Origin of the sequence: Streptomyces sp. NPDC088730 (assembly GCF_044751215.1) — a bacterium.
Taxonomy (GTDB): domain Bacteria; phylum Actinomycetota; class Actinomycetes; order Streptomycetales; family Streptomycetaceae; genus Streptomyces.
The window spans coordinates 381,500-407,362 of sequence record NZ_JBIVLK010000003.1; the positions used below are offsets into that span (position 1 = coordinate 381,500).

General features: G+C 71.4%; 24 protein-coding genes and 1 riboswitch. Of the genes, 12 read left to right on the top strand and 12 right to left on the bottom strand.

The genetic code is table 11. The features are described from left to right. Nucleotides 1-135: 135 nt before the first annotated feature. The 6 genes from ACIP89_RS13635 (at nt 136) to ACIP89_RS13660 (ending at nt 7,403) form a co-directional block, all read left to right on the top strand. Nucleotides 136-900, top strand: coding sequence for a GntR family transcriptional regulator (locus ACIP89_RS13635; RefSeq protein WP_401921063.1), 765 nt, complete (start codon nt 136-138; stop codon nt 898-900). A gap of 248 nt (nt 901-1,148) precedes the next feature. After that, nucleotides 1,149-1,421, top strand: coding sequence for a DUF3311 domain-containing protein (locus tag ACIP89_RS13640; protein ID WP_401927716.1), 273 nt, complete (start codon nt 1,149-1,151; stop codon nt 1,419-1,421). Beyond that, nucleotides 1,418-3,046: a monocarboxylate uptake permease MctP gene (mctP, locus tag ACIP89_RS13645; RefSeq protein WP_402114962.1), complete on the top strand. Its 1,629-nt coding sequence runs from the start codon at nt 1,418-1,420 to the stop codon at nt 3,044-3,046. Before ACIP89_RS13640 ends, mctP begins: the two co-directional genes overlap by 4 nt. 113 nt (nt 3,047-3,159) lie before the next feature. After that, nucleotides 3,160-3,672, top strand: a complete 513-nt coding sequence (locus ACIP89_RS13650) for a GNAT family N-acetyltransferase (RefSeq protein WP_401920663.1) — start codon at nt 3,160-3,162, stop codon at nt 3,670-3,672. A 20-nt stretch (nt 3,673-3,692) separates the two neighbouring features. Further along, nucleotides 3,693-3,850: riboswitch (cobalamin riboswitch) on the top strand. Nucleotides 3,851-3,990: 140 nt separating this feature from the next. Next, a complete protein-coding gene (locus ACIP89_RS13655; protein WP_401920665.1) occupies nt 3,991-6,387 on the top strand; it encodes a ribonucleoside-diphosphate reductase subunit alpha in 2,397 nt (798 codons plus the stop codon). Continuing rightward, a complete protein-coding gene (locus ACIP89_RS13660; RefSeq protein WP_401920666.1) occupies nt 6,387-7,403 on the top strand; it encodes a ribonucleotide-diphosphate reductase subunit beta in 1,017 nt (338 codons plus the stop codon). The genes ACIP89_RS13655 and ACIP89_RS13660 overlap by 1 nt, the downstream gene beginning before the upstream one ends. Here ACIP89_RS13660 and ACIP89_RS13665 read toward each other — a convergent pair. Continuing rightward, a complete protein-coding gene (locus ACIP89_RS13665; protein ID WP_402114965.1) occupies nt 7,400-7,612 on the bottom strand; it encodes a hypothetical protein in 213 nt (70 codons plus the stop codon). The two genes, ACIP89_RS13660 and ACIP89_RS13665, sit on opposite strands and share 4 nt — an antisense overlap. A gap of 81 nt (nt 7,613-7,693) precedes the next feature. On the opposite strand from ACIP89_RS13665, the gene ACIP89_RS13670 reads away from it, so the two are divergent. Together ACIP89_RS13670 and ACIP89_RS13675 are read left to right on the top strand one after the other, a co-directional pair. Beyond that, complete coding sequence (locus tag ACIP89_RS13670; RefSeq protein WP_402114967.1) at nt 7,694-8,668, top strand: helix-turn-helix domain-containing protein; 975 nt, start codon at nt 7,694-7,696, stop codon at nt 8,666-8,668. A 90-nt stretch (nt 8,669-8,758) separates the two neighbouring features. Continuing rightward, entirely contained in the window at nt 8,759-10,675 is a 1,917-nt protein-coding gene (locus tag ACIP89_RS13675; protein ID WP_402114970.1) for a family 20 glycosylhydrolase, read from the top strand. Nucleotides 10,676-10,752: 77 nt separating this feature from the next. Here ACIP89_RS13675 and ACIP89_RS13680 read toward each other — a convergent pair whose 3' ends face one another. From ACIP89_RS13680 to ACIP89_RS13720, 9 genes are all read right to left on the bottom strand, one after another. After that, nucleotides 10,753-11,484, bottom strand: coding sequence for a D-Ala-D-Ala carboxypeptidase family metallohydrolase (locus ACIP89_RS13680; RefSeq protein WP_401920672.1), 732 nt, complete (start codon nt 11,482-11,484; stop codon nt 10,753-10,755). 164 nt (nt 11,485-11,648) lie between these two features. Beyond that, entirely contained in the window at nt 11,649-12,296 is a 648-nt protein-coding gene (gene def / locus ACIP89_RS13685; RefSeq protein ID WP_402114973.1) for a peptide deformylase, read from the bottom strand. A 106-nt stretch (nt 12,297-12,402) separates the two neighbouring features. Continuing rightward, on the bottom strand, nt 12,403-13,395 hold the full coding sequence (locus ACIP89_RS13690; RefSeq protein WP_328695642.1) for a hypothetical protein: 993 nt from the start codon (nt 13,393-13,395) through the stop codon (nt 12,403-12,405). 90 nt (nt 13,396-13,485) lie between these two features. Then, complete coding sequence (locus ACIP89_RS13695; RefSeq protein WP_401927702.1) at nt 13,486-14,721, bottom strand: HD-GYP domain-containing protein; 1,236 nt, start codon at nt 14,719-14,721, stop codon at nt 13,486-13,488. Beyond that, entirely contained in the window at nt 14,718-16,136 is a 1,419-nt protein-coding gene (locus ACIP89_RS13700; RefSeq protein ID WP_402114976.1) for an HD-GYP domain-containing protein, read from the bottom strand. Before ACIP89_RS13700 ends, ACIP89_RS13695 begins: the two co-directional genes overlap by 4 nt. Before the next feature lie 145 nt (nt 16,137-16,281). Then, nucleotides 16,282-16,602, bottom strand: a complete 321-nt coding sequence (rsrA, locus tag ACIP89_RS13705) for a mycothiol system anti-sigma-R factor (protein WP_073737027.1) — start codon at nt 16,600-16,602, stop codon at nt 16,282-16,284. Further along, nucleotides 16,599-17,255 (bottom strand): sigma-70 family RNA polymerase sigma factor, encoded by a 657-nt coding sequence (locus ACIP89_RS13710; RefSeq protein WP_018105559.1) that lies wholly within the window; start codon nt 17,253-17,255, stop codon nt 16,599-16,601. Before ACIP89_RS13710 ends, rsrA begins: the two co-directional genes overlap by 4 nt. A 273-nt stretch (nt 17,256-17,528) precedes the next feature. Continuing rightward, on the bottom strand, nt 17,529-18,179 hold the full coding sequence (locus ACIP89_RS13715) for an alpha/beta family hydrolase (RefSeq protein ID WP_401920679.1): 651 nt from the start codon (nt 18,177-18,179) through the stop codon (nt 17,529-17,531). Between the two features lie 122 nt (nt 18,180-18,301). After that, nucleotides 18,302-19,117 carry an SOS response-associated peptidase gene (locus ACIP89_RS13720; protein WP_401920681.1) on the bottom strand — a complete coding sequence of 272 codons (816 nt, stop codon included), beginning with the start codon at nt 19,115-19,117 and terminating at the stop codon, nt 18,302-18,304. Between the two features lie 65 nt (nt 19,118-19,182). Between ACIP89_RS13720 and ACIP89_RS13725 the strand changes: the two genes are divergently transcribed. From ACIP89_RS13725 to ACIP89_RS13740, 4 genes are all read left to right on the top strand, one after another. After that, nucleotides 19,183-19,896, top strand: a complete 714-nt coding sequence (locus ACIP89_RS13725; RefSeq protein ID WP_401927691.1) for a M50 family metallopeptidase — start codon at nt 19,183-19,185, stop codon at nt 19,894-19,896. A gap of 116 nt (nt 19,897-20,012) precedes the next feature. Then, entirely contained in the window at nt 20,013-21,353 is a 1,341-nt protein-coding gene (gene aroA / locus ACIP89_RS13730; RefSeq protein ID WP_401920684.1) for a 3-phosphoshikimate 1-carboxyvinyltransferase, read from the top strand. A 3-nt stretch (nt 21,354-21,356) separates the two neighbouring features. Next, nucleotides 21,357-22,373 (top strand): ribosome small subunit-dependent GTPase A, encoded by a 1,017-nt coding sequence (gene rsgA / locus ACIP89_RS13735; RefSeq protein WP_401927688.1) that lies wholly within the window; start codon nt 21,357-21,359, stop codon nt 22,371-22,373. A 98-nt stretch (nt 22,374-22,471) separates the two neighbouring features. After that, nucleotides 22,472-22,795: a multidrug efflux SMR transporter gene (locus ACIP89_RS13740; protein WP_219567587.1), complete on the top strand. Its 324-nt coding sequence runs from the start codon at nt 22,472-22,474 to the stop codon at nt 22,793-22,795. A 9-nt stretch (nt 22,796-22,804) separates the two neighbouring features. On the opposite strand, the gene ACIP89_RS13745 is transcribed toward ACIP89_RS13740, so the two are convergent. Together ACIP89_RS13745 and ACIP89_RS13750 are read right to left on the bottom strand one after the other, a co-directional pair. Continuing rightward, a complete protein-coding gene (locus tag ACIP89_RS13745; protein ID WP_402114980.1) occupies nt 22,805-24,874 on the bottom strand; it encodes a dipeptide ABC transporter ATP-binding protein in 2,070 nt (689 codons plus the stop codon). Then, complete coding sequence (locus ACIP89_RS13750) at nt 24,871-25,842, bottom strand: ABC transporter permease (protein ID WP_401927684.1); 972 nt, start codon at nt 25,840-25,842, stop codon at nt 24,871-24,873. The genes ACIP89_RS13745 and ACIP89_RS13750 overlap by 4 nt, the downstream gene beginning before the upstream one ends. Nucleotides 25,843-25,863 lie beyond the last annotated feature (21 nt).

The following is a 25,863-nucleotide window of genomic DNA, read 5'->3' on the forward strand; positions in this document are numbered from 1 at the left end:
AAGTGCACTCGCGTCCGTTATAGGACCGACATCTGAGGGAGGGCGACGAGCCGTGACCGGACCGTGCCACCATGTGAGCCGCGACAGACGGAGGAGCCGGTGACGGCAGCAGCGCAGCAGTCGGGAAGGCGGGCCATGGGCGTCGACGGGGGCAGTGCGGAGAACGATACGGGCGCGGGCACGCGTACCGCGCGCGTTCCGAAGTACTACCGGCTGAAGCGACATCTCCTCGACATGACGGACACGATGCCGCCCGGCACCCCGGTGCCCCCGGAACGGACCCTGGCCGCCGAGTTCGACACCTCGCGCACCACCGTGCGCCAGGCGCTCCAGGAGCTGGTCGTCGAGGGCCGGCTGGAGCGCATCCAGGGCAAGGGCACCTTCGTGGCCAAACCGAAGGTCTCGCAGGCCCTGCAACTCACCTCGTACACCGAGGACATGCGCGCCCAGGGACTGGAACCGACGTCCCAGCTGCTGGACATCGGCTATGTCACGGCCGACGACACACTCGCCGGGCTCCTCGACATCACCGCCGGCGGCCGGGTGCTGCGGATCGAGCGGCTGCGGCTGGCGAGCGGTGAGCCGATGGCGATCGAGACCACCCACCTTTCGGCCAAACGCTTCCCGGCGCTGCGGCGTTCGCTGGTGAAGTACACCTCGCTCTACACGGCCCTGGCCGAGGTGTACGACGTGCGGCTGGCCGAGGCGGAGGAGACCATCGAGACCTCGCTCGCCACCCCGAGCGAGGCCGGACTGCTCGGCACGGACGTGGGCCTGCCGATGCTGATGCTGTCCCGGCACTCGCTGGACGAGCAGGGCGAGCCGGTCGAGTGGGTCCGTTCGGTCTACCGGGGCGACCGCTACAAGTTCGTGGCCCGTCTGAAGCGTCCGCTGGACTGATAGCGGCACACTCCGACGGCCCCCGTGGAACCGCTTCCACGGGGGCCTTCCCGCGCCCGGACCAGTGGCTTCGTACCACCATTGGTCTGCACCACTTCTCCGACGCCGCGGACCGCCACGGCGAGCCGCCGCCGGACGGACGACCGTTGCCGGACCGCAATGCGGACAGGGGGTGACGCTGGCCGGGACCCTCGCCTAGATTTCCTGCGCATTACATCGGTGATCAGCGAGGGGACGGAGTCGCCGCCATGCCGGAAGAACCAGAAGGAAAGCCGGACCCAGGAGCAGAGCCGCCCACGGTCACCCCCGTGCGGGTGGTCATCGCCCTCTGCCTCATCGCACCGTTCGTGGCGATGCTCTGGGTGAGTTCGTACGCCAAGGTCGACCCGACCTTCATCGGCATCCCGTTCTTCTACTGGTACCAGATGCTCTGGGTGCTCATCTCGACCGCACTCACGATGGTCGCGTACAAGCTGTGGCAGCGTGACCAGCGCGCCCGCAAGGGGGGTGCGTCCGCATGAAGGACGGCGTGAACGGCATCGCGCTCGGCGTCTTCATCTTCTTCTTCCTGGCCGTCACGGTCGTCGGCTTCATGGCCGCCCGCTGGCGCAAGGCGGAGAACGAGGCCAGCCTCGACGAATGGGGCCTGGGCGGACGGTCCTTCGGCACCTGGGTCACCTGGTTCCTGCTCGGCGGCGACCTCTACACCGCGTACACCTTCGTCGCCGTGCCCGCGGCGATCTACGCGGCCGGCGCGGCGGGCTTCTTCGCGGTGCCCTACACCATCCTGGTGTACCCGATGATCTTCACCTTCCTGCCCCGCCTGTGGTCGGTCTCGCACAAGCACGGCTACGTCACCACCTCGGACTTCGTCCGCGGCCGGTTCGGCTCCAAGGGGCTCTCGCTGGCCGTCGCGGTCACCGGCATCCTCGCCACCATGCCGTACATCGCGCTCCAGCTCGTCGGCATCCAGGCGGTGCTGGACGTGATGGGCGTCGGCGGCGGCGAGAACACCCACTGGTTCATCAAGGACCTGCCGCTGCTGATCGCGTTCGCGGTGCTCGCCGCGTACACGTACTCCTCGGGACTGCGGGCGCCCGCGCTGATCGCGTTCGTCAAGGACGGGCTGATCTACCTGGTCATCGCCGTGGCGATCATCTACATCCCGATCAAGCTCGGCGGCTTCGACGACATCTTCGCCGCCGCGCAGGAGAAGTTCAACGGCCCGCCGGGCTCCAAGCCGACCGGCGCGCTCGCGCCCGGCGTGGACGGCCAGTGGGGTTACGCCACGCTGGCACTGGGCTCGGCGCTGGCGCTCTTCATGTACCCGCACTCGATCACGGCGACGCTCTCCAGCCGCAGCCGCAACGTGATCCGCCGCAACACCACGATCCTGCCGCTGTACTCGCTGATGCTGGGCCTGCTCGCGCTGCTCGGCTTCATGGCGATCGCCGCCGGGGTCAAGGTGGACAACGGCCAGCTGGCGATCCCGCAGCTGTTCGAGGACATGTTCCCCGACTGGTTCGCGGGCGTGGCGTTCGCCGCCATCGGCATCGGCGCCCTGGTCCCCGCGGCGATCATGTCGATCGCGGCGGCGAACCTCTTCACCAGGAACATCTACAAGGACTTCCTGAAGCCCGACGCGACGCCCGCCCAGGAGACCAGGATCTCCAAACTGGTGTCGCTGCTGGTGAAGGTCGGCGCGCTCGCCTTCGTCCTCACCATGGACAAGACGGTCGCGATCAACTTCCAGCTGCTCGGCGGGATCTGGATCCTCCAGACGATGCCGGCCCTGGTCGGCGGCCTGTTCACCCGGTGGTTCCACCGCTGGGCGCTGCTCGCGGGCTGGGCGGCCGGCATGGTCTACGGGACGGCCGCCGCCTACGGGGTGGCCAGCCCCACCCAGGCGCACTTCGGCGGCTCGTCCAAGGAGATCCCGGGCATCGGTGAGATCGGCTACATCGGCCTCACGGCGTTCGTGCTGAACATCGTGGTGACCGTCGTCCTCACCTTCGTCCTGAACGCCCTGAAGGCGCCTGCCGGGCTCGACGAGACCTCTCCCGGCGACTACACCGCGGACGCGGGCGACCCGGGCGTGCAGACCGAGCTCCCGCCGGCCACGGCCGGGGCCCCGGGCGGTCACTGACCGAGGTGAACGGGCCGCCGCACCCCCGCCCGTGGGGGTGCGGCGGCCCGTTCGCGCGTCCGGCGGAAAACCCCGTGCCGTCGCCGCCCGGCGGGTGCGGCAGACTCCCCTGCATGGACATAACCATCAGGCCGGTCGAGCCCGCCGAGTACGCAGCCCTCGGCGAGATCACCGCCGAGGCCTATCTCGGGGACGGGCTGCTGGACTACGGCGACGACGATCCGTACCTGGTACAGCTGCGCGACGTCCCCCGGCGGGCCGAGGAGGCCGAGGTGCTCGTCGCGGCGGACGCCCGGGGCCGCGTCCTCGGCGGGGTCACCTACGCGCCGCCGGGCAACCGCTGGGCCGATATCGCGACGCCGGACGAGGCCGAGTTCCGGATGCTCGCGGTCTCCCGCGAGGCCCGCGGCGCCGGGGCGGGCGAGGCGCTCGTCCGGGCCTGCATCGACCGCGCGCGGACCACCGCGGGGGTCACCGGAATCGTCCTGTCGACGCAGCCGGCCATGCGCGGGGCCCATAGGATCTACGGGCGCCTCGGCTTCGTCCGGACCCCGGAAAGGGACTGGTATCCGATCGAGGGACTCTCGCTCCTGACGTACCGCCTGGAGTTCCCGGCGGTCTCCTGATCGGTCACGCGACACAACATGTGGGGGCTGCCTCATCCGGCGGCCCCCACATGTATGCTCATGCTCGCTGTCGCCGCAGGGAAATCCGGTGCGAATCCGGAACTGTCCCGCAACGGTGTGTTCGGTGTGCTTTTGCGCACCCCGAGTCCGAGGACCTGCCGACAGCGCATCCGGCTCGACCGAACCGGATGCCCAGACGTCCGGGCCTCGTGGATGGGCCGGTGGACGCCGCACGGAGTGCTGCCCGGACCGGGCCCCGCTCCGCCCGGCTGCCTCCGCTCCCCCGTCGGCCCAGAGCCGAGCGAGGGAGAGCACCACGTGACCATCGCGCCAGCCGATCCGGTCTCAGCGGCCGCATCAACGGGAACCACGAGCGACGGACCGGGCACCGCACTGCTGCGGACCCTCACCGAGCTCACCGCCGATCTGCCCGACACCGACCCCGGACGCGTCGCCGGCGCCGCGCTGCGCGGCCGCAACGCCCGGTCGGACGAGGCCGAGCTGCGCTCGCTGGCCACCGAGGCCGCCGCGGGCCTGATCTCCGAGGACCCCGCCTACTCCCGGCTCGCCGCCCGACTGCTCACTCGCTCCATCGCGGACGAGGCGGCCGGGCAGGGCGCGACGTCCTTCTCCGCCTCGGTCGCCGTCGGACACCGCGAGGGCCTGATCGCGGACCGCACCGCCGCGTTCGTGACGCTGCACGCGGCCGCCCTCGACGCCCTGGTGGGCCAGGCGCTCGCCGACGGCGCCGACGACCGCTTCGGCTACTTCGGGCTGCGCACCCTGCACAGCCGCTACCTGCTGCGCCACCCGATCACCCGCCAGGTCGTCGAGACCCCGCAGCACTTCATGCTGCGGGTGGCCGCCGGGCTCGCGGAGGACGACTCCGAGCGCGCGCTGGACGAGGTCGCGGCCCTGTACCGGCTGATGAGCCGGCTGGACTACCTGCCCTCCTCCCCGACGCTCTTCAACTCGGGCACCCGGCACCCGCAGATGTCCTCCTGCTACCTGCTGGACTCGCCGCTGGACGAGCTGGACTCGATCTACGACCGCTACCACCAGGTGGCGCGCCTCTCCAAGCACGCGGGCGGCATCGGCCTCTCGTACTCCCGCATCCGGGCCCGCGGTTCGCTGATCCGGGGCACCAACGGGCACTCCAACGGCATCGTGCCGTTCCTGAAGACGCTCGACGCCTCCGTCGCGGCGGTCAACCAGGGCGGCCGGCGCAAGGGCGCGGCCGCCGTCTACCTGGAGACCTGGCACGCGGACATCGAGGAGTTCCTGGAGCTGCGCGACAACACCGGCGAGGACCAGCGGCGCACGCACAACCTGAACCTGGCGCACTGGATCCCGGACGAGTTCATGCGCCGGGTGGACGCGGACGGAACCTGGTCGCTGTTCTCCCCGGCCGACGTGCCGGAACTGGTCGACCTGTGGGGCGAGGCGTTCGACGCCGCGTACCGGGCCGCCGAGGCCAAGGGCCTGGCCCGCAAGACGATGCCGGCCCGTGAGCTGTACGGCCGGATGATGCGGACCCTCGCGCAGACCGGCCAGGGCTGGATGACGTTCAAGGACGCCTCCAACCGGACCGCGAACCAGACCGCCGAGCCGGGCCGCGTCGTGCACTCCTCGAACCTGTGCACCGAGATCCTGGAAGTCACCGACGACGGCGAGACGGCCGTCTGCAACCTCGGTTCGGTCAACCTCGGCGCGTTCGTCGAGGGCGGCACGATCGACTGGGAGCGCCTGGACGCCACCGTGCGCACCGCCGTGACCTTCCTGGACCGGGTCGTGGACATCAACTTCTACCCGACCGAGCAGGCCGGGCGCTCCAACGCCCGCTGGCGGCCGGTGGGCCTGGGCGCGATGGGCCTCCAGGACGTCTTCTTCCAGCTGCGGCTGCCCTTCGACTCCCCCGGGGCGCGCGCCCTCTCCACGAAGATCTCCGAGCGGATCATGCTCGCCGCCTACGAGGCCTCCTGCGACCTCGCGGAGCGCTCGGGCCCGCTCCCCGCCTGGTCGGAGACGCGTGCCGCCCGCGGCGTGCTGCACCCGGACCACTACGACACCGAGCTGAACTGGCCGGAGCGCTGGGACGCGCTGCGTGCCCGGGTCGCGAAGACCGGCATGCGCAACTCGCTGCTCCTGGCCATCGCGCCGACCGCGACGATCGCCTCGATCGCGGGTGTGTACGAGTGCATCGAGCCGCAGGTCTCCAACCTCTTCAAGCGCGAGACGCTCAGCGGTGAGTTCCTCCAGGTCAACGCCTACCTGGTGGACGAGCTGAAGAAGCTCGGCGTGTGGGACGCGCGGACGAGGGAGGCGCTGCGCGAGGCCAGCGGCTCCGTGCAGGGCTTCGCGTGGATCCCCGAGGACGTGCGGGCGCTGTACCGCACCGCGTGGGAGATCCCGCAGCGCGGACTGATCGACATGGCGGCGGCCCGTACGCCGTTCCTGGACCAGAGCCAGTCGCTGAACCTGTTCCTGGAGACGCCGACGATCGGCAAGCTCTCCTCGATGTACGCGTACGCCTGGAAGCAGGGGCTGAAGACGACGTACTACCTGCGCTCGCGCCCGGCGACGCGGATCGCCCGCGCGGCGTCCGGACAGGCCGCGGCCGCCGCCCCCATTCCCGTACAGCAGGCGGCCGCGCCCGACGCGGACGCGATCGCCTGCTCCCTCGAAAACCCCGAGTCCTGCGAGGCCTGCCAGTAATGAGCACCAACGAAGACAAGAACCTGCTGGACCCGGGCTTCGAGCTGACCCTGCGGCCCATGCGCTACCCGGACTTCTACGAGCGCTACCGGGACGCGATCAAGAACACCTGGACGGTGGAGGAGGTCGACCTGCACTCCGACGTCTCCGACCTCGCCAAGCTGTCGCCGGGCGAGCAGCACATGATCGGGCGGCTCGTCGCGTTCTTCGCGACCGGTGACTCGATCGTCTCCAACAACCTCGTGCTGACGCTGTACAAGCACATCAACTCCCCCGAGGCGCGGCTGTACCTGTCGCGGCAGCTCTTCGAGGAGGCCGTGCACGTCCAGTTCTATCTGACGCTGCTCGACACCTACCTGCCCGATCCGGACGACCGGGCGGCGGCCTTCGACGCGGTCGAGGAGATTCCCTCGATCCGTGAGAAGGCGCAGTTCTGCTTCAAGTGGATGGACTCGGTCGAGAAGATCGACCGGCTGGAGACGAAGGCCGACCGCCGCCGCTTCCTGCTGAACCTGATCTGCTTCGCGGCGTGCATCGAGGGGCTGTTCTTCTACGGCGCGTTCGCCTACGTGTACTGGTTCCGCTCGCGCGGACTGCTGCACGGCCTCGCCACCGGGACCAACTGGGTCTTCCGTGACGAGACCATGCACATGAGCTTCGCGTTCGAGGTCGTGGACACCGTCCGCAAGGAGGAGCCCGAGCTCTTCGACGACGCCCTCCAGCAGCAGGTCACCGACATGCTGAAGGAGGCCGTCGAGGCGGAGCTGCAGTTCGGCCGCGACCTGTGCGGCGAGGGGCTGCCGGGCATGAACACCGAGTCCATGCGCGAGTACCTGGAGTGCGTCGCCGACCAGCGGCTGGCCCGCCTGGGCTTCCCCGCGGTGTACGGATCGCAGAACCCGTTCTCGTTCATGGAGCTCCAGGGCGTCCAGGAGCTCACGAACTTCTTCGAGCGCCGCCCCTCGGCCTACCAGGTGGCGGTCGAGGGCACGGTCGGCTTCGACGACGAGTTCTAGATCCTCGCCCAGCTCCTCACGTACGGACGCCGTGCGGCCTTCACCGGCTGCGCGGCGTCCGCCGTTCCCGGTGGTGCGGTTCTCCGGCCCCGTTCCGCGTCCCGGAGCTCGCGGTCGATGCGGAGCTCGCGGACGATCCCGATCAGCGCCGGGAGGAGGACGAGGACGGTAACAGCCGATATGCCCAGGACGTTCTGGAATGTGTTCATGCCCCTACTCTCGTCCGTGCGAGCAGAATCCGGCAGTGGCAGGACTGTCATGGAGCATCGAATTACTGCCACACTTGGGTCATGCTGAAAAATGTCGCGGTCCTGCTGCTCGGTGAGGTCCACCCCTTCGAACTCGGCGTGCTCTGCGAGGTGTTCGGGCTCGACCGCAGCGACGAGGGCCTTCCGGTGCAGGATTTCGCCGTGGTCTCCGCCGAGGGCCCGGTGCTCAGTACCCACGCGGGGTTCAGCATCAGCACCCCGCACGGCCTCGACCGCCTGGAGGAGGCCGACCTCATCGCCGTGCCGGCCAGCGGCCAGGCCGCGGACCGGGAGTACCCGGAGGAGGCCTTGGAGGCACTGCGCCGGGCCGTGGACCGCGGCGCCCGGGTACTGAGCGTCTGCTCGGGGGCGTTCGTGCTGGGCGCGGCCGGACTGCTGGACGGCCGTCGCTGCACCACGCACTGGCGCCACTCCGACGCGCTGGCCCGCCGCTTCCCGCGGGCCGTCGTCGAGCCCGATGTGCTGTACGTGGACGAGGGCTCCGTGATCACCTCCGCGGGCACGGCCGCGGGCATCGACGCCTGTCTGCACCTGGTCCGCCAGGCGTACGGGCCCGCCGCCGCCAACACCATCGCCCGCCGCATGGTGGTGCCGCCGCACCGCGACGGCGGGCAGGCGCAGTACATCCAGCGGCCGCTGCCCCGGGGCCGCTGCGACACGGTCGGTGACACCCTCGTGTGGATGGAGCGGCATCTGAACGCGGAGATGACCGTCGAGCAGCTCGCCGCCCAGGCGCACATGTCACCGCGCACCTTCGCCCGGCGCTTCCAGCAGGAGACGGGCACCACCCCCTACCGCTGGCTGCTGCGGCAGCGGGTGCTGCTGGCACAGCACCTCCTGGAGACATCGGACGAAACGATGGACACGATCGCGGGACTGGCGGGCTTCGGGAACGCCGCGGCCCTGCGCCACCAGTTCGTACGCTCCCTGGGCACCACGCCGAACGCGTACCGCAGGACCTTCAGGGGGCCCTCGGAGCTGACCGAAGTCGCCTGATACCGGCCGCGTCGACATCCGATCATTCGTCCAACTCTTTCCCTCACCCGTCCATGGACCGGGCCCCGGCGGGCGGGCCAGGCTCTGACGATGGACATCCGGACGGCAAGACAGAGGACCATCGGGGCCGTGGTGGCCGCGCTCGCCGCCACTCTGCTGCCCTGGCAGAGCGCCGCCGCCGTGGACGGACCGGCCCCCGCTCCGCCGCCGGAGGTGCTGCCCTCGCTGCGGCAGTGGCAGCCGGCCGAGGGGGAGTTCACCCTCACGGACCGGGCCAGGATCGTGCTGGACGGAGTGCGGGAGCAGCGCACCGCCGACGACGCGAAGAGGTTCGCGGGCGAGCTGAAGGGCGGCGCCCCGGTGTCCCGGGGCCGGGCCAGGTCCGGCGACGTGGTGCTGCGCCAGGACGCCTCCCTGAAGGGGGCGCTGGGCGCGGAGGGCTACCGGCTCGATGTCGGGGACCGGGTCACGGTCACCGCGGCGACCTCCACGGGGGTGTTCTACGGTTCGCGCACCGTGCTCCAGCTGCTGAACGACGACGGCCGCGCGGCCCGGGGCTCGGCGACCGACGTTCCCGCGTACCGGGAGCGCGGGGCCGGGGTCTGCGCCTGCTACATCAACGTGTCCCTGCCGTGGTTCGAGCGGCTGATGAAGGACATGGCCTCGCAGAAGCTCAACCAGCTCTGGATCGAGGCGAAGGTCAGGAGCGACACCGACCCGGAGTCCGCGTTCTGGGGCTACTACACCAAGCCGCAGATCCGTTCGCTGGCCGCGATGGCGAAGAAGTACCACATCGAGCTGGTGCCGGAGATCAACTCCCCCGGCCACATGGACACCTATCTGGAGAACCACCCCGAGCTCCAGCTCAAGGACAAGGACGGCGTCGCCTCGCCGCCCCGGCTGGACATCTCGCGGCCAGAGGCGCTGACGTACTACACCTCCCTGCTCGACGAGGCCCTGAAGGTGTGGGACACCCGCACCTGGCACATGGGCGGCGACGAGTACATGATCGGGTCCTCGTACCCGGACTATCCGCAGCTCCAGACGGCTGCGACCGCGAAGTGGGGTGCTTCTGCCACCCCCGACGACCTCTTCGTCGACTTCATCAACCAGGTCAACGCGCATGTGAAGGCCGGCGGCCGGTCGCTGCGGATCTGGAACGACGGGCTGCTCGGCCATAACGGCGCCGTGCCGCTGGACCGCGACATCGCCGTCGAGCACTGGCTCGGCGGCGGCGCCATCCAGCAGCCGTCGGAGCTGCTGGCCGAGGGCCGTCCGGTGATGAACTCCGCGTACTCGCTCTACCTGGTGCGCGGCGGCTACACGATGCAGACCCAGAAGCTGTACGAGAGCGACTGGACGCCGCTGAGCTTCGAGGGCGAGACGCTGCCCGCCAAGGCGGCGAACCTGACCGGCGCGAAGATCAGCCTCTGGCCGGACAGCGCGGCCGCCGAGACCGAGAACGAGGTGGAGGCGAAGGTCTTCATGCCGCTGCGCTTCATCGCCCAGGCCACCTGGGGCGGCCCGAAGCCGAGTGACACGTACGCCGGTTTCGAGGCGCTGGCCCGGCGGATCGGTCACGCGCCCGGCTGGGCGAACACCGACCGCACCCCACTGGCCGACGGCACCTACCGGCTGGCGGCGGGCGCGAAGGCGCTCGCGCCCGGCGCGGACTCCGGGGTGTCCCTGACCCGGGGCACGACGGACGGCTGGACGCTGACCGCGACCGCCGACGGGTACTACACGGTCCGCTCGGAGCGGACCGGCACGTGTCTGGACGCGGTACGCGGGAAGAAGTACCTGGGTGCGCCGCTGGAGGTGGGTGCCGAGCTGTCGCTCGGGACCTGCTCCCAGGGCGCGCGCACCCAGCGCTGGCAGCTGGACGCCGGGGCGGGTGCGCTGGTCCTGCGCAACGCCGTCTCGCAGCTCCGGCTCACGGAGCGGGCCGGAGACGGCGCCGCGGTACAGACGACGGGCGGGACGCGCCTGACAGCGGAATCCGCCTGACGCGCGACTGTGGGGCCCGCCTTCCCGGCGGGCCCCACACGTGCGTCCGGGGGCGTGCTCTCCGGACCGGGCCGGAGTCAGATGCCGCAGTTCGGCGCCGACCAGAAGTGGCTCGGCCCCTGGTTCACATGGATGTGGTCGCCGTGGTCCGGGTAACCCGGGCCGAGGATCCCGTTGAAGCCGTGGTTGCGGGCCTGCTGGGCGATGGTGCACAGGGGGAGTCCGCCCAGGTCGGCCGCGTCGCCGTACAGATGGCGGCTGCCGGCCGCGCCGCCGACCGCGCTGTTGCAGGACGTGGAGCGGAAGCCGCTGTTGATCCTGATGGGGTGGTCACCGAGCGCGTGACGCAGCGCCTCCAGCTTCCACATGGTGCTCAGCGCGTTGGCCTTCGCCGTGCCCGCCGCGACGGCACCGCCGGCCCAGGTGCTGTTGCAGGTGTTGTGCTCGGCGTAGGTGAAGTGGACGGGCGTGCAGTCGTTGTCCTGGAGGGCGTAGAGCTTGGCCTGGGTGGCGGGGCCGGCGATGCCGTCGGCGGCCAGCCCGTAGGCGGCCTGGAAGCGCTTGACGGCGGCGGTGGTGGCCGGCCCGTAGGAGCCGTCCACGGCGAGTACGGAGTTGTACCCGGGGTATCCGGCCACCCGGATCTGGAGCTGGACGACATCGTTGCCGGTGGCGCCCGGGGAGAGGGTGCGGGTCCAGGTGTAGCAGCCGTCGGCCTGGGCCGTGCCGGCCGTGGCCACGGCCCCGCCCAACGCGAAAGCCATGGTCATGACAAGACCGAGCAGGAGTCTCGCGGAACGTCTGAACATGGGGGGCTCCCTACCACGACGAAGGTGTGGACAGAGAGACTGTCGGACGCGTCGACGCGCGTCAACTACGCCCGGGGAAAGGCAGGTTGACGGTAGGGAGAAGCAGCGGGGCCCGACCCCGGCGAACCAGGACAGGGCCCCGCACAACCGCGCGCTCAGCCGGTTCAGCTGTTCGGCACGGTCTCGTAGCGCGGGGTGTTCTCCTCCATCTGCCGCAGCGCGTCCTTGCGGTCGCGCTTGGAGAGCCGGTCGATGTACAGGTACCCGTACAGGTGGTCCGTCTCGTGCTGGAGGCAGCGGGCGAAGTAGCCGTTGCCCCGCACCTTGACCGGGTTGCCCTTCGCGTCCTGCCCGCGCACCACCGCGTAGTCCGGGCGCGCCAGCGAGGCGTACGCCGTCGGGACCGAGAGGCAGCCCTCGTTGGCGTCGTCCAGGACGCGCTCCTCGGGCGCCAGCTCGTCCAGCACCGGGTTGCAGATGACGCCGGTGTGCCGCACCCCGTCGTCGTCCGGGCAGTCGTAGACGAAGACCTTGAGGTCGACGCCGATCTGGTTGGCGGCCAGGCCCACGCCCTCCGCCGTCCGCTGGCTGGCGAACATGTCGTCGATCAGTGTGGCCAGCTTGTCGTCGAACTCCGTGACGGCCTTGCACTCCTTGTGCAGGACCGGATTGCCCACCACCGTGATCGGGCGCGAGGTGCCGCGCTCGCGGTAGGCCGCCTCACGCGCCTCGCAGTCCTCGGTGTCGACGAGAAACCCCTCGTCGTCGACGCCGTCGACGCTGATCTGCCCGTCCGTCTGCTGCTGCGCCATGTCCGCCGTACGCCTTCCTCACAACCTGAGACCCGGGATCCGCGGCTCGCGAGGACCCGGGCACCCGAGCACCGGAATCGGTGCGCGTACAGCCTACGGGTACGGGTCAGCAGACCTCTTCCAGATCCCGCCACTCCCGGCTGTCCGGGCTGTCCGCCACCCAGCCGTCCAGCAGCCCGCGCACCAGCCCGGCGGGTGCGGCCAGGCCGCACTCACGCTCCGGTACCCACAGCTCACCGGCGGTGCGGTGGCCCAGCGGGCCGGGGTGTCCCGGTTCGCTGTGGTCGTGCGGGTCGAGGTGCTCGCCGTCGCCCTCGTCGCTCTCCATCCGGCTCTCCGAGCAGGCCCGGCAGAGCAGCCGGACGGACGAGGACCAGTCCTCCGCCGCGAAACCGGCGTCGGACGCCAGCTGCTCCAGGGCGTCCCGGTCCGCCTCCGTGGCGGCTTCGAGGAGCACCACCCAGGTCGGCACCGGGGACGGCGCCCACAGCTCTATCTCGTCGAACACGGGGTACGAGGGTCCCGCCGCGGTGATCCGCTCGCCGTTCGGCACCCCGTCGTGCAGCACGACCTCGCCCCAGCGGCGCCCGGAGGACGGCAACGGGATCGACAGCACTTCCATCCGCGCCGGATCCAGCCTGCGGCCCCACACGACCTCGGCCTCGCCCTCCGGCGACAGCCGCACGGCCGCGCTGCCCAGGTCCATCCCGACCGGCTCGCTGTTGGAGGCGGGGGTCTGCTGCCCGCCCCCGGGCACCCGCAGCCCGTACGCCTGCCAGGCCCGGCGCGCCAGCGGCCAGTCCTGCAGCGCGGTGGCGGCGATCCCGACGTTCCACCAGTCGGGAGCGCCGGACTCCTTGTCCAGCAGCGCGACGGCCCGCAGCCCGGCGGCCCGCGCCTGTTCCCAGTCATGCCGGAACTTGTGCAGCAGCGCCAGGTTGAACCATGACTCGGAGAGCCAGGGCTCCAGGTCCGCCGCACGCGTCAGCAGCGCGCCCGCGTCCTCGTACCGGCCGTCGCCGATCAGCGTGAACGCGCGGTCCGTGGCCTGCCGCCAAGAGGCGGAGGGCCGATGCCGTACCTTCCCGAAGATCCTCACGATTCCCGCCTGTCCCGACTGGACACCCTCGTTTTCCGCTCTCTTCGCATCCAACCATGCCCGACCGGACGCCCGCTCATTACCCATGGGTTACCCAGGTGGGACGGGGGTCAGACCGTCCCTGGCCAGAACCCGGGCGAGCGATTCCACGACCTGGGGCTGATAGTCGTGAGCGGTCCCGAGCCTGAGCCGTTCCAGCGCGCCGAGCGGCCCACCGGCGCATTCCCCGCACAGGTCGTCGTACGCGTTGACCGCCCTGACGATCCTGGCGGACAGCGGCTGCTCGCGGAAGGGGTCCGCCTGCCTCTCGACCACGACGGCCACCTTCGCGTCGACCCCGGTCTGGCGGACCACGGCCCCGCCGAGCAGCGCGATCCGGCGCTGTTCGGCGGCGGGCAGCGTGGCGGTGGCGCCCTCCGGGACCGGGTCCACGAGCGAGAGCTGGCCGATGTCGTGCATCAGGGCCGCGTACTCCAGGACCGTGAGCTCGGGCCCGGAGAGCCCCAGCTCAAGGCCGACGGCCGTGCAGAGCTCCGCGACCCTGCGGGCATGGCCGTGCGGGGTGTACCCGGCGATCTCGGTGGAGCGGGCGAGCGAGGCGATGGTCTGCCGGTAGGTGGTGCGCACGGCGGCGAAGCGGCGGAACGACAGCTGGGTGAGCAGCAGCGGTACGCACAGGACGGGCAGCGCCCACAGCCCGGCCGCGGCGACCCCGAGCGCCATGACCGCGCCGGTCGCGCAGACCGCGGAGCCGATGCCCAGCAGGGCCCGCAGCTCCTCGCGGAGCAGCGGGCCGTACGGGACGGGGGTGCCGGCCCGCAGCAGCAGGGCGCCCAGGACGGCGTCGCACAGCGCGGTGAGGCCGAGCAGCAGGAGCAGGAAGGCCGCGTAGTACGGACCGTCGCCGAACCAGCTCTCGGAACGGCCGGAGTTGTAGAGCGGCTGGAAGCACACGGCCGCGAAGGCCACGGTCAGGACGCGGCGCGCCAACTGGTCGGGGCCGGGTCCGCGGCCGCGGGCGACATGGGGCACGGAGGCGAGGAGCTGGGCCGCGACGAGCACGGTGATCACCTGGAAGACGCCCTGCCCGGTGGGCTCCCCGCCGCTGCGCCCGAGCAGGGCGTACGCGAGGGCTCCGGCGGCGCCGAGCGGTGCGGGCTCCCGCTCACCGGGGAGGGCGCCCCAGCGGGCCAGCTCACCGACGGCGATGAGCACGCCGAAGGCGAGGGCGTGGCCGGGGTCGTGGACCCCGTGCCAGAGGGTGTGGGCGAGCGCGGCGGCGGTGAGCGCGAGGGCGGCGGCGCGCACGGCCGGGGTGGCGTTCACCGCTCGGACGCGCCGATGTCGAGCCCGTCCGGCGACGGAGGACGGACCGGCCCCCGGGCGGCCCCGGTACCGGGGCCCGCGCCCCGCCCCCCGCCACGCGCCCCCGGCAGCTCCGCCCCCGTCTCCGTCACGGCGGACGACACCCACCCGTGCCGTTCCAGGCCGCGGGCCAGCGCCCGCACCATCTGCGGATCGAACTGGGTGCCGGCACACCGCTTGAGCTCCTCCACGGCGGCCGGCACCGGACGCCCCGGCCGGTAGGACCGGGTCGAGGTCATCGCGTCGAAGGCGTCGGCCACCGCGACCACGCGGGCGAACTCGGGGATCTCGCGGCCGGCGAGCCCGTACGGGTATCCGCTGCCGTCGAGCCGTTCGTGGTGGTGCAGGATCGCGGCCCGTGCCTCACCGAGGAAGCCGATGCCGCGCACGATCTCGTGCCCGTACTCCGGGTGCAGCTCGATCACCCGGCGCTCCTCGGGTGTCAGCGGGCCGTCCTTGCGCAGTACCCGGGTCGGTACGCCGAGCTTGCCGACGTCGTGCAGGATGCCGGCGAACCGGAGCACTTCGACACGGTCCTTCGCCATGCCCAGCTCATCGGCGATCAGCACGGAGGCGCGCCCCACGCGCTCGCTGTGGCCCCGGGTGTAGGTGTCCTTGATGTCGACGGCCTGCACCAGGGCCCTGATCGTGGCGCGGTGCGCGGCGTGCTCGCGGTGGTACTGGGCGAACACCCAGCAGGAGATGTACATCGGCAGCAGGACGAAGAGCGCGGCCAGCGGCCCGTACGAGCTGTTCCACAGGACCGCCATCATGAGCCCGGCGAGGCCGTGCACGAGGTGCGGGCCGAGCGCGCGGGGCAGCAGCCCGGCCCAGGCACGCCGGACGGGCAGCTGTTCGGCGGCGGCCAGGATCGAGCCGTCCAGCGCGCTCAGCACCAGGCTGAAGGCGAGGGCGGCGGCGCAGGCGGGCAGCAGCGCGTACGGGAGCTCCGGCAGTCGCCCGGCTCCGGAGCCGCCGAGCGCGGCGGGCCCGCCGAGCAGGGCGTGGACCTGGGCGGCCGCCCAGACGGTGAGGGCGAGCTGGGCCGCCCGCCAGACGCGGCGGGCGGCGGCCGGGGGGCTCTCCACCCGGCCGGCGAACGAGCCGGGTATCGCGACCAGCGCCGCGGCTCCCGGAGGCAGCAGGAAGGCGGCCGCGAGGAGCAGCGGGAAGAACGATCCGGAGCTGATCGGCATGGAGCTGCCGAAGAAGGGCCAGCGCCCGGGGAGCTCGCACAGCAGGTAGAGCCCGGCGAGCAGGGCGAGGGTGGTCCACGGGGTGCCCGCGCCGGGGCGCAGCGCGGGCAGTACGCAGAGTGCGGCGCAGAGCGCGACCGCCAGGATGTACGCCCGTGCCACGCCGCCTGTGGCTCTCACCCGATCCGCCCGCCCCCAGGTCGCGTCCGCGCGTTCCCGCCGGTTCGCGGACACTCCCTGGCATCGCCAATGGAGGCGCCAGGCTAACGAGTCGGGTGCGGCGGCTCGGGGGCGACGGCCGCGATTAGCACGTTCGGGTGATGCGTCAGTCCTTGGCGGCGGCCGGAAGCTCGCTGTCGGAGACCGTCACGTCCTGCTCGGGCACCGCCTGGCCGGAGCGGATCAGATCGATCCGCCCCATCACCTTGGAGCGCAGGTCGGTCGGTACGTCGTCCTGACCGCAGCAGCGCTTCACCAGCTTCTTCACGGCCTGTTCGAGACCGTACTTCTCCAGGCAGGGAGAGCACTCACCGAAGTGCGTCTCGAACTTGGTGCAGTCGCTGTCGGGCATCTCCCGGTCGAGGAACTCGTAGAGGTGGTCCAGGACCTCTGAGCAATCCGTCTCGTGCGGCTCTCCGCAGCTCATGAGCCCGAGCCTTTCCGATCGTCCGACTCACCGGCGCCCGCCGGCACGAGCCCGCGGTCACGGGCGTAGTCCTCCAGCATGCCGCGCAGTTGACGGCGGCCCCGGTGCAGTCGGGACATCACCGTACCGATGGGTGTCCCCATGATGTCCGCGATCTCCTTGTAGGCAAAGCCCTCGACATCGGCAAGATAGACCGCGATGCGGAACTCCTCGGGGATCGCCTGCAGCGCGGACTTCACATCGGAGTCGGGCAGGTGGTCGAGGGCCTGGGACTCGGCGGAGCGCAGACCCGTCGACATGTGCGACTCGGCACGGGCCAGCTGCCAGTCCTCGATCTCCTCGGCGGCACTGCGCTGGGGTTCGCGCTGCTTCTTGCGGTACGAGTTGATGAACGTGTTGGTGAGGATGCGGTACATCCACGCCTTGAGGTTGGTGCCCTCACGGAACTGGTGGAAGGAGCCGTACGCCTTGGCGTACGTCTCCTGGACCAGGTCCTCGGCATCCGCGGGGTTGCGCGTCATGCGCAGCGCGGCCGAGTACATCTGGTCGAGGAAACCGAGGGCATCGCGCTCGAAGCGCGCGTTGCGCTCGGCGGTCGTCTCCTGCGGGCGGCCGTCGTCGGTCCCTGTGTCGGTCCCAGTGACCGGACCCACCTCCTCCAACGCTGTGGCGGAGCCGAAACCGGACCCGCTCGAATCGGAGAATAGTCGACCTTGGTCCGGCGCGGGCTGTCGATCCGATCCGCTCAGTGCCCGCTCGGGAGTGGTCCTGGCCGCGTGCAGCACCGTCCACTCCAGGTCAGCGGCGTTCGAGCGACGCGGGCAGATGGTCGAACCCATGCGACGGACTCCCTCTCCACATACGACGTTGGTGTACCGACATCCCGCACAACAGCGGCCCCTCGCCCAACATTCCCGGCTGCCGCGTCACACGGTTTCGGCCAGCCATCCGGTCACCGCGGAGGTGAGGGTCCGCATCGCCTGATCCTCGGTCACCCCGGAGCGCTTCGGTACGGCGAAGCCGTGGTCACCGTGCGGCACCTCGGTGATCCGGTACTCACCCGGAGGGAATTCGGCGGGCCTGCCGAACGGGTCGTTGCCGCCCTGGACGACGAGCGTGGGCACGCCGGAGGCCAGCAACTCGTCCGCCCGGGACTTCTCCGGGCGACCCGGGGGGTGCAGCGGGAAGCTGAGCGCGAGGACCGCGCGGGCGCCGAGCCCGGACGCGGTGCGGCAGGCCACCCGGGCACCGGCGCTGCGCCCGCCGGCGACGACCGGGAGCCCGGTGGCCGCCAGGACCGGCCACAGACCCCGCCAGCCGGTGTCCAGGGTCTTCGGGGCGGGGGCGAGCTTCTTCCCGGCGACCCGCCAGGGCTGCTCCACCAGAGCGACGCTCACTCCGTGGGCGGGCAGTACGGCGGCCAGCGCCCGCAGGTCCCGGGCCTCGATGCCGCCGCCGGCCCCGTGGCCGAGGGCGAGCAGGAGACGGGGCTCACTCGCGGGCAGCCAGCTGATCCGGGCGGTCCCGGCCTCGGTCTCGACCGTCTCTGTGCGGGGGTCCTTCTCGGTGGCGTTCACACCCCCATCCAACCAAGCCGTGGCGGGCCGGCCGGGGTCCGGCGCGTGGCTCGGAGCAACGTCCGGCAGAGCAGCGCGGCCCGGAGCACCGGGGCTCAGAACGGCGCGGCCCGCAGCGCGGATCAGAACAGCGTGCCGACCTCGGGCGCGGCCAGCTCGTCCTTCAGCTCGGGGCCGTTGTTGCGGACGTTGCTGACGGCGGTGGCCACGGGGTAGGCCCGCATCAGGCCGCCGGGCGGGGGCGTGAGCAGCCCCCGCAGCTCCTCCACGTCGGTGCGGGAGGGGTCCAGCCAGTCGTCCCAGCGGTCCGGGGTGAGCATCAGCGGCATCCGGGGGTGGATGTCGGCGAGCGCGGCGGGGCCCTCGGCCGGGGCGACGGCGAGCGGGCTCGTCTCCGCCTCGGTGGTGATCACCGAACAGGTTACCCACCAGGCCCGCGGATGGTCGTCCGGCAGGGTGCGGTCGCGCCAGAACTCGTAGAGGCCGGCCATCGCGAAGACCGACCCGTCGGCGGGCGTCACGAAGTACGGCTGCTTGCGCGGCCGCTTCTTGCGGCCCTTCTCCTCCAGCTGCCGCTCCTCGCTGCCGGTCACCCACTCGTAATAGCCGTCGGCCGGCAGGATGCAGCGGCGCGAGACGAAGGGGCGGCGGAAGGACGGCTTCTCGTGCACGGTCTCTGCGCGGGCGTTGATCATCCGGGCGCCGCCCTCCGGCGATTTGGCCCAGGAGGGGACGAGCCCCCATTTCAGCGCGCGCAGCTGGCGAACCGGACGCTGGTCATCCGCGTCTTTCACCGGACGCTCCAGTACGGCGTAGACCTCCTTGGTCGGCGCCACGTTGTAGTCGGGCTCCAGGGTCTCGGCCGGTTCCCACTTCTCCACATGGAAGAGCCCGGTCAGATCCTCGGGCCGCCGACTCGCTGCATACCGTCCGCACATAAGTGCCAGACTGCCACGACCGTCATCCCGACCGGACGTCAATACCGCAAGGAGCCGCCCGCGCCATGGACAGCACCGATCTCGGCAATCTCTGGGACCGCGTCTTCGGCACCCAGCCGGCCCCGGAGCAGTGGCTGGTCGTGGTGACCGCCACGGCCGCGCTCATCGCTGTCGTGCCGAACGTCATATGGCGGCTGACCCGCAACGCGATCACCATCGCGCACGAGGGCGGTCACGGGCTGGTCGCGCTGCTCAGCGGGCGTCAGCTGTCGGGCATCCGGCTGCACTCGGACACCAGCGGGCTGACGGTGAGCCGGGGCAAGCCGACCGGCATCGGCATGGTCCTCACCGCGGCGGCGGGCTACACCGCGCCGCCGCTGCTGGGGCTCGGGGGCGCCTGGCTGCTGGCCGACGGCCGGATCACGCTGCTGCTCTGGCTGGCCACGGCGCTGCTCGCGGTGATGCTGGTGATGATCCGCAATGTGTACGGGGCGCTGACGGTGATCTTCACCGGTTCGCTCTTCCTGCTGATGTCGTGGCTGGCCTCACCCGACTGGCAGTCGCTGTTCGCGTACAGCGCGGTCTGGTTCCTGCTGCTGGGTGGGGTGCGTCCGGCGTTCGAGCTGCAGTCCAAGCGGCGGCACGGCGGTGCGCCGGACTCGGACGCGGACCAGCTGTCCCGGCTGACGGACGTACCGGCCGCGCTCTGGCTGTTCCTGTTCCACGCCGTGTCGCTCTGCTCGCTGATCGGCGGCGGCCGCTGGCTGCTGGGCCTGTGAACCGTGACCGGCCGCTGGGCCCGCGCCTCCGTTCCCCTTACCACTCTCGCGTTACGTCCCGGTTTCCGCGTATTTGATCAAGATCTGGGTTTGCGGGGAGCCATTAAAGTGAGCCCATGACCGAAAGTTCCGTGCACCCCGCCCTCTGGCCCGCCCCTCACGCGAGCGGAGCCGTAGACGCGACCGTCACCGTGCCCGGATCGAAGTCGGTCACCAATCGCGCGCTGGTGCTGGCCGCGCTCTCCTCCGAGCCCGGCTGGCTGCGCCGGCCGCTGCGCTCCCGCGACACCCTGCTGATGGCGGACGCGCTGCGCGCGATGGGCGTCGGCATCGAGGAGACGGTGTCCTCCAGCTCCTCGGTCGCGGGCGGCCCGGACGGCTCCGGCGAGGCCTGGCGGGTCATTCCGGCGGGGCTGCACGGCCCGGTCACCGTCGATGTCGGCAACGCCGGCACCGTCATGCGCTTCCTGCCCCCGGTGGCGGCCCTCGCGGACGGCCAGGTCCGCTTCGACGGCGATCCGCGCTCCTACGAGCGCCCGCTGACCGGGGTGATCGACGCCCTGCGGGTGCTGGGCGCCCGGATCGACGACGACGGCCGCGGTTCGCTGCCGATGACGGTGCACGGTGGCGGCGCGCTGGACGGCGGCCCGGTCGAGATCGACGCCTCCTCGTCCTCCCAGTTCGTCTCCGCGCTGCTGCTGTCGGCGCCGCGCTTCAACCAGGGCGTGGAGGTGCGCCACACCGGCGCCCGGCTCCCGTCCATGCCGCACATCCGGATGACCGTCGACATGCTGCGGGCGGTCGGCGCCCAGGTCGACGAGCCGGAGACGGGCGGCGAACCGAACGTCTGGCGGGTCTCCCCCTCCGCCCTGCTCGGCCGCGACCTGACCATCGAGCCGGACCTCTCCAACGCCCAGCCGTTCCTGGCCGCCGCGCTGGTCACCGGCGGCCGGGTCACCGTGCCGGACTGGCCGCAGCGCACCACGCAGCCCGGTGACGCGCTGCGCGAGATCTTCACCGCGATGGGCGGCAGCTGCGAGCTGACCGAGCAGGGGCTCACCTTCACCGGCTCCGGCCGGATCCACGGCATCGACGTCGATCTCGGCGAGGTCGGCGAGCTGACCCCGGGCATCGCGGCGGTCGCGGCCCTGGCCGACTCCCCCTCCACCCTGAGCGGCGTGGCCCATCTGCGGCTGCACGAGACGGACCGGCTCGCCGCGCTCACCAAGGAGATCAACGAGCTGGGCGGTGAGGTCACCGAGACCGCGGACGGCCTCCACATCCGGCCGAGGCCGCTGCACGGCGGTACCTTCCATACGTACGACGACCACCGGATGGCCACCGCCGGGGCCGTCATCGGCCTTGCCGTCCCCGGAGTGGAGATCGAGAACGTGGCGACGACCGCCAAGACCCTGCCCGACTTCCCGCAGATGTGGACCGGAATGCTCGGGGCCTGAGACATGCGCCGCTACGGCAAGAACCCCGACGAGGACGACATCCGGGTCCGCCCCAACCGCAAGGGCAACCGGCCCCGTACCCATACCCGCCCCAAGCACGAGGACGCCGAGGACGGCATGGTCCTCACCGTCGACCGGGGCCGCCTCACCTGTCTCGTCGAGGGCCGCACGGTCATCGCGATGAAGGCCCGCGAGCTGGGCCGCAAGGCCGCCGTGGTGGGCGACACCGTCTCCATCGTCGGTGACCTGTCCGGCGACAAGGACACCCTCGCCCGGATCGTCCGGATCGGTGAACGCCGCTCGGTGCTGCGCCGGACGGCCGACGACGACGATCCGTTCGAACGGGTGGTGGTCGCCAACGCCGACCAGCTCGCGATCGTCACCGCGCTGGCCGATCCGGAACCCCGCCCGCGCATGATCGACCGCTGTCTGGTCGCCGCGTACGACGGCGGGCTCTCGCCCCTCCTGGTGCTGACCAAGTCCGATCTGGCCTCCCCGGACAAGCTGCTGGAGGCGTACACCCCGCTGGGCGTGCCGTTCATCGTCACCAACCGCGAGGAGCTGGAGAACGGCGACGCGGCGGAGCGGGTCCGCGAGCAGCTGAACGACCGGGTGACGGCCTTCGTCGGGCACTCCGGTGTCGGAAAGACCACACTGGTCAACGCCCTGGTACCGAAGGACAGACGGCGTACCACCGGGATCGTCAACGCGGTCACCGGGCGCGGCCGCCACACCACCACCTCGGCGCTGGCGCTCCCGCTGCCGGACTACCGGGGCTGGGTGATCGACACCCCCGGAGTCCGCTCCTTCGGCCTGCACCACATCGACCCGTCCCGGGTCATCAACGCCTTCCCCGACCTCCAGCCCGGCACCGAGGAGTGCCCGCGCGGCTGCACCCACGACAGCCAGCAACCGGAATGCGCGCTGGACGCCTGGGTGGCGGCGGGCCACGCCGATCCGGCCCGGCTGGACTCACTGCGCCGGCTGCTCTCCACCCGGGAGCGACGCGAAGGCGACTGATCCGGGCACGTTTGCGATCACTCGCCACCGGTAAGTGCATAATCACGAATCACGCCCAGTGATATGAGGCGGTCACCGATGCGGGAGGGGCACTGACGATGGCGTGGCTGCTGGTCGTGGTCGCGGGACTTCTGGAGACGGGCTTCGCCGTCTGTCTGAAGCTCTCGCACGGCTTCACCCGGCTCTGGCCGACCATCGCGTTCTGCATCTTCGCGCTGGGCAGCTTCGGCCTGCTGACCATGTCGCTGAAGAAGCTCGACGTCGGGCCCGCCTACGCGGTGTGGACCGGCATCGGCGCGGCGGGCACCGCCATCTACGGCATGGTCTTCCTCGACGACGTGGTCTCCACGCTCAAGCTGATCTCGATCTCGCTGGTGATCCTCGGCGTGATCGGTCTCCAGCTCTCGGGGTCCTCGCACTGACCGCGTGGCTCAGGCCGGCACGGCCTCCCGGGGGAAGTGGCAGGCGGCCGTGTGGCCCGTCCGGTCCGTGACCGGCACCTCTCTCTCGCAGCGCCCCCGCTGCTGCCCGTCCAGCTCCGCGTAGACCGGGCAGCGCGAGCGGAATCGGCAGCCCTCGTGCCGCTGGGCCGGACTCGGCGGGTCGCCCGGCAGCAGGATCCTGGCCCGCCTGCGCTCACGCTCCGGGTCGGGCAGCGGCACGGCCGACAGCAGGGCGCGGGTGTACGGGTGTGCCGGGTGCTCGAAGACCTCCGCCGCGGTGCCCGACTCGACCGTACGGCCGAGGTAGATCACACTCACCCGGTCCGCGATGTGCCGCACCACCGACAGATCGTGCGAGACGAAGAGATAGGCGAGTCCCAGCTCGGCCTTGAGCCGCTGGAGCAGGTTGACCACCCCGGCCTGCACGGACACGTCGAGCGCTGACACCGGCTCGTCCAGCACCAGCAGTTCGGGTTCGACGGAGAGCGCGCGGGCGATCCCGACGCGCTGGCGCTGTCCGCCGGAGAACTCGTGCGGGAACCGCCCCGCGTGCTCCGGTTCGAGGCCCACCTGCCTGAGCAGTTCCGGGATCCGCCGTGCCACGGTGGCCCGGTCGGCGCGCTGGGCGCGCAGTGGTTCGGCGACGATGTCCCCGACCGTCATCCGGGGGTCGAGGCTGGCCATGGGGTCCTGGAACACGATCTGGACCCGGCTGCGCAGTGCCTTGCGGTCGCGCTTGGAGAGTCCGTCGAGCGAGCGTCCGAACAGCTCGATCTCGCCTCCTTCGGGGCGGACCAGGTTCAGCAGTTCGAACAGGGTGGTGGACTTCCCGGACCCGGATTCGCCGACCAGGGCCAGCGTCTCACCGGCCCGGATGTCGAGGTCGACGCCGTCCACGGCGTGGATGCTGCCGACGCGCCGCTTGAACGCGGTGCCCTTGAGGACGGGGAAGGTCTTGGTGAGCCCGGTGACGCGCAGGACCGGTTCGCCGGGCGGCCGGCCGCGGGCCGGGATCGCCGGCACGGGGAAGACCTCGGCCGGGGACAGCGCGCGCCCGCCGATCTCGTCGGCGCGTACGCAGGCGGCGAGGTGCCCGCCGCCGTCTCCGTCGTCGGTTGCGCCAGGCCTGGCCAGCGGCGGTTCGGCGGCCCCGCAGCGGTCCTCGGCCAGCGGGCAGCGCGGCGCGAAGGCGCAGCCCTGCGGCAGCCGGCCCGCCGCGGGCGGGGAGCCGGGGATGGGGACCAGCACGTCGGACGGGCCGTCGATCCGCGGCACCGCGCCGATCAGCCCGAGGGTGTACGGCATCCGGGGGCGCCGGAAGAGCTCCGCCGCCGGTGCGGTCTCCACGATCCGGCCGGCGTACATCACCGCGACCCGGTCGGCCGCCCCGGCGATCACCCCGAGGTCGTGGCTGACCAGCAGCAGCGCGGCGCCGGTCTCCTGCTGGGCGGTGCGCAGGACATCCAGGACCTGGGCCTGGACGGTGACGTCGAGGGCGGTCGTCGGCTCGTCGGCGACGATGACGTCCGGGTCGTTGGCGATGGCCATGGCGATCATGGCGCGCTGCCGCATGCCGCCGGAGAACTCGTGGGGGAAGGCCTGCGCCCTGGTCCGGGGTTCGGGTATGCCGACGAGGTCCAGCAGGTCCACGGCTTCGGCGCGGGCGCGTTCGCGGGAGACGGCGCGGTGGGCGCGGATGGCCTCGGCGATCTGGTCCCCGATCCGGTACACCGGGGTGAAGGCGGAGAGCGGGTCCTGGAAGACCATGCCGATGCGGTTGCCGCGTACCGAGGACAGCACGCGGTCGTCGGCCCCGACCAGCTCGGTCGTCCCGCTCCTGTCGCCGCCGGCCGCGAGCCGGACGGATCCGCGTACGCCCGCGCCGGCCGGCAGCAGCCCCATCACGGCGAGGGCGGTGGCCGACTTCCCGGACCCCGACTCCCCGACCAGGCCGAGCACTTCGCCCCGGCGCAGGGTGAAGCCGACCCCGCGCACGGCCGCCACACCGTCGAAGTCGACGGCGAGGTCCGTCACTTCCAGTACGTCGGTCGTGCTCATCGGCCCTGCTCCTCTGTGTTCTTCTTTTCCCTGGTCTTCTTCGCCGTGGAGGTACCCCCGCGGCCGTGTCCGCTGGTCGGGTCGAGCGCGTCGCGCAGTCCGTCGCCGGCCAGGTTCACGGCGAGGACGAAGACGATGAGCAGCCCGGCGGGGAAGAAGAACATCCACGGGTACGTCACCGCGCCGCCGGTCGTGGAGGCGATCAGCGTGCCGAGCGACACGTCGGGCGACTGCACCCCGAAGCCGAAGTAGGAGAGTGCCGTCTCACTCATCACGGCTCCGCCCACCGCGATGGTCGCGTCGATGATGAGGAAGGAGGCGACGTTCGGCAGGATGTGCCGCCAGATGACGCGGAAGGGACCGACGCCCATGTACCGGGCGGCCTGGACGAATTCGCGTTCCTTGAGGGAGAGCGTCATCGAGCGCACCACCCGTGCGGTGATCATCCAGCCGAAGACCGCGAGCAGCCCGACGAAGGCGATCCAGCCGCCGCCCCGCAGCCTGGGCGAGATGATCGCGATGATCAGGAAGGCCGGGAAGACCAGCAGCAGGTCGATGCCGAACATCAGCAGCCGGTCCGTCCAGCCGCCGAAGTAGCCCGCGCAGGCACCGGCCAGCGAGGCCAGCACGGTCGAGAACAACGCCACCATCAGGCCGATCAGCAGCGACTTCTGCAGTCCGCGGACCGTCTGGGCGAAGACGTCCTGGCCGATCCGGTTGGTCCCCCACCAGTGCCGGCTGTCCGGTCCCTCGCGCAGCGCGGTGTAGTCGATGTGGGTGTAGTCCCAGTGGCTGATCAGCGGTCCGGCGAAAGCGAGCACGAAGAGCAGCAGCAGGACGGCCCCTCCGGCGAGCGCCCCGCGGTTGTGTACGAAACGGCGCAGCACCACGCCCGCCCGCCCGGCCGGGCGCGGCGGCTCGGCTCCCCCGGCGGCGGCGTCCGCGGCGGTCTCTATGACAGCGGTCATGACAGTCGTACTCCTCGGGAG

Bases quoted from the DNA above. Each gene is read 5' to 3' on its own strand.
- ACIP89_RS13635 (WP_401921063.1), top strand. From the start codon at position 136: ATGGGCGTCGACGGGGGCAGTGCGGAGAACGATACGGGCGCGGGCACG.
- ACIP89_RS13640 (WP_401927716.1), top strand. From the start codon at position 1,149: ATGCCGGAAGAACCAGAAGGAAAGCCGGACCCAGGAGCAGAGCCGCCC.
- mctP (WP_402114962.1), top strand. From the start codon at position 1,418: ATGAAGGACGGCGTGAACGGCATCGCGCTCGGCGTCTTCATCTTCTTC.
- ACIP89_RS13650 (WP_401920663.1), top strand. From the start codon at position 3,160: ATGGACATAACCATCAGGCCGGTCGAGCCCGCCGAGTACGCAGCCCTC.
- ACIP89_RS13660 (WP_401920666.1), top strand. From the start codon at position 6,387: ATGAGCACCAACGAAGACAAGAACCTGCTGGACCCGGGCTTCGAGCTG.
- ACIP89_RS13665 (WP_402114965.1), bottom strand. From the start codon at position 7,612: ATGAACACATTCCAGAACGTCCTGGGCATATCGGCTGTTACCGTCCTC.
- ACIP89_RS13670 (WP_402114967.1), top strand. From the start codon at position 7,694: ATGCTGAAAAATGTCGCGGTCCTGCTGCTCGGTGAGGTCCACCCCTTC.
- ACIP89_RS13675 (WP_402114970.1), top strand. From the start codon at position 8,759: ATGGACATCCGGACGGCAAGACAGAGGACCATCGGGGCCGTGGTGGCC.
- ACIP89_RS13680 (WP_401920672.1), bottom strand. From the start codon at position 11,484: ATGTTCAGACGTTCCGCGAGACTCCTGCTCGGTCTTGTCATGACCATG.
- def (WP_402114973.1), bottom strand. From the start codon at position 12,296: ATGGCGCAGCAGCAGACGGACGGGCAGATCAGCGTCGACGGCGTCGAC.
- rsrA (WP_073737027.1), bottom strand. From the start codon at position 16,602: ATGAGCTGCGGAGAGCCGCACGAGACGGATTGCTCAGAGGTCCTGGAC.
- ACIP89_RS13720 (WP_401920681.1), bottom strand. From the start codon at position 19,117: ATGTGCGGACGGTATGCAGCGAGTCGGCGGCCCGAGGATCTGACCGGG.
- ACIP89_RS13725 (WP_401927691.1), top strand. From the start codon at position 19,183: ATGGACAGCACCGATCTCGGCAATCTCTGGGACCGCGTCTTCGGCACC.
- aroA (WP_401920684.1), top strand. From the start codon at position 20,013: ATGACCGAAAGTTCCGTGCACCCCGCCCTCTGGCCCGCCCCTCACGCG.
- rsgA (WP_401927688.1), top strand. From the start codon at position 21,357: ATGCGCCGCTACGGCAAGAACCCCGACGAGGACGACATCCGGGTCCGC.
- ACIP89_RS13740 (WP_219567587.1), top strand. From the start codon at position 22,472: ATGGCGTGGCTGCTGGTCGTGGTCGCGGGACTTCTGGAGACGGGCTTC.
- ACIP89_RS13745 (WP_402114980.1), bottom strand. From the start codon at position 24,874: ATGAGCACGACCGACGTACTGGAAGTGACGGACCTCGCCGTCGACTTC.
- ACIP89_RS13750 (WP_401927684.1), bottom strand. From the start codon at position 25,842: ATGACCGCTGTCATAGAGACCGCCGCGGACGCCGCCGCCGGGGGAGCC.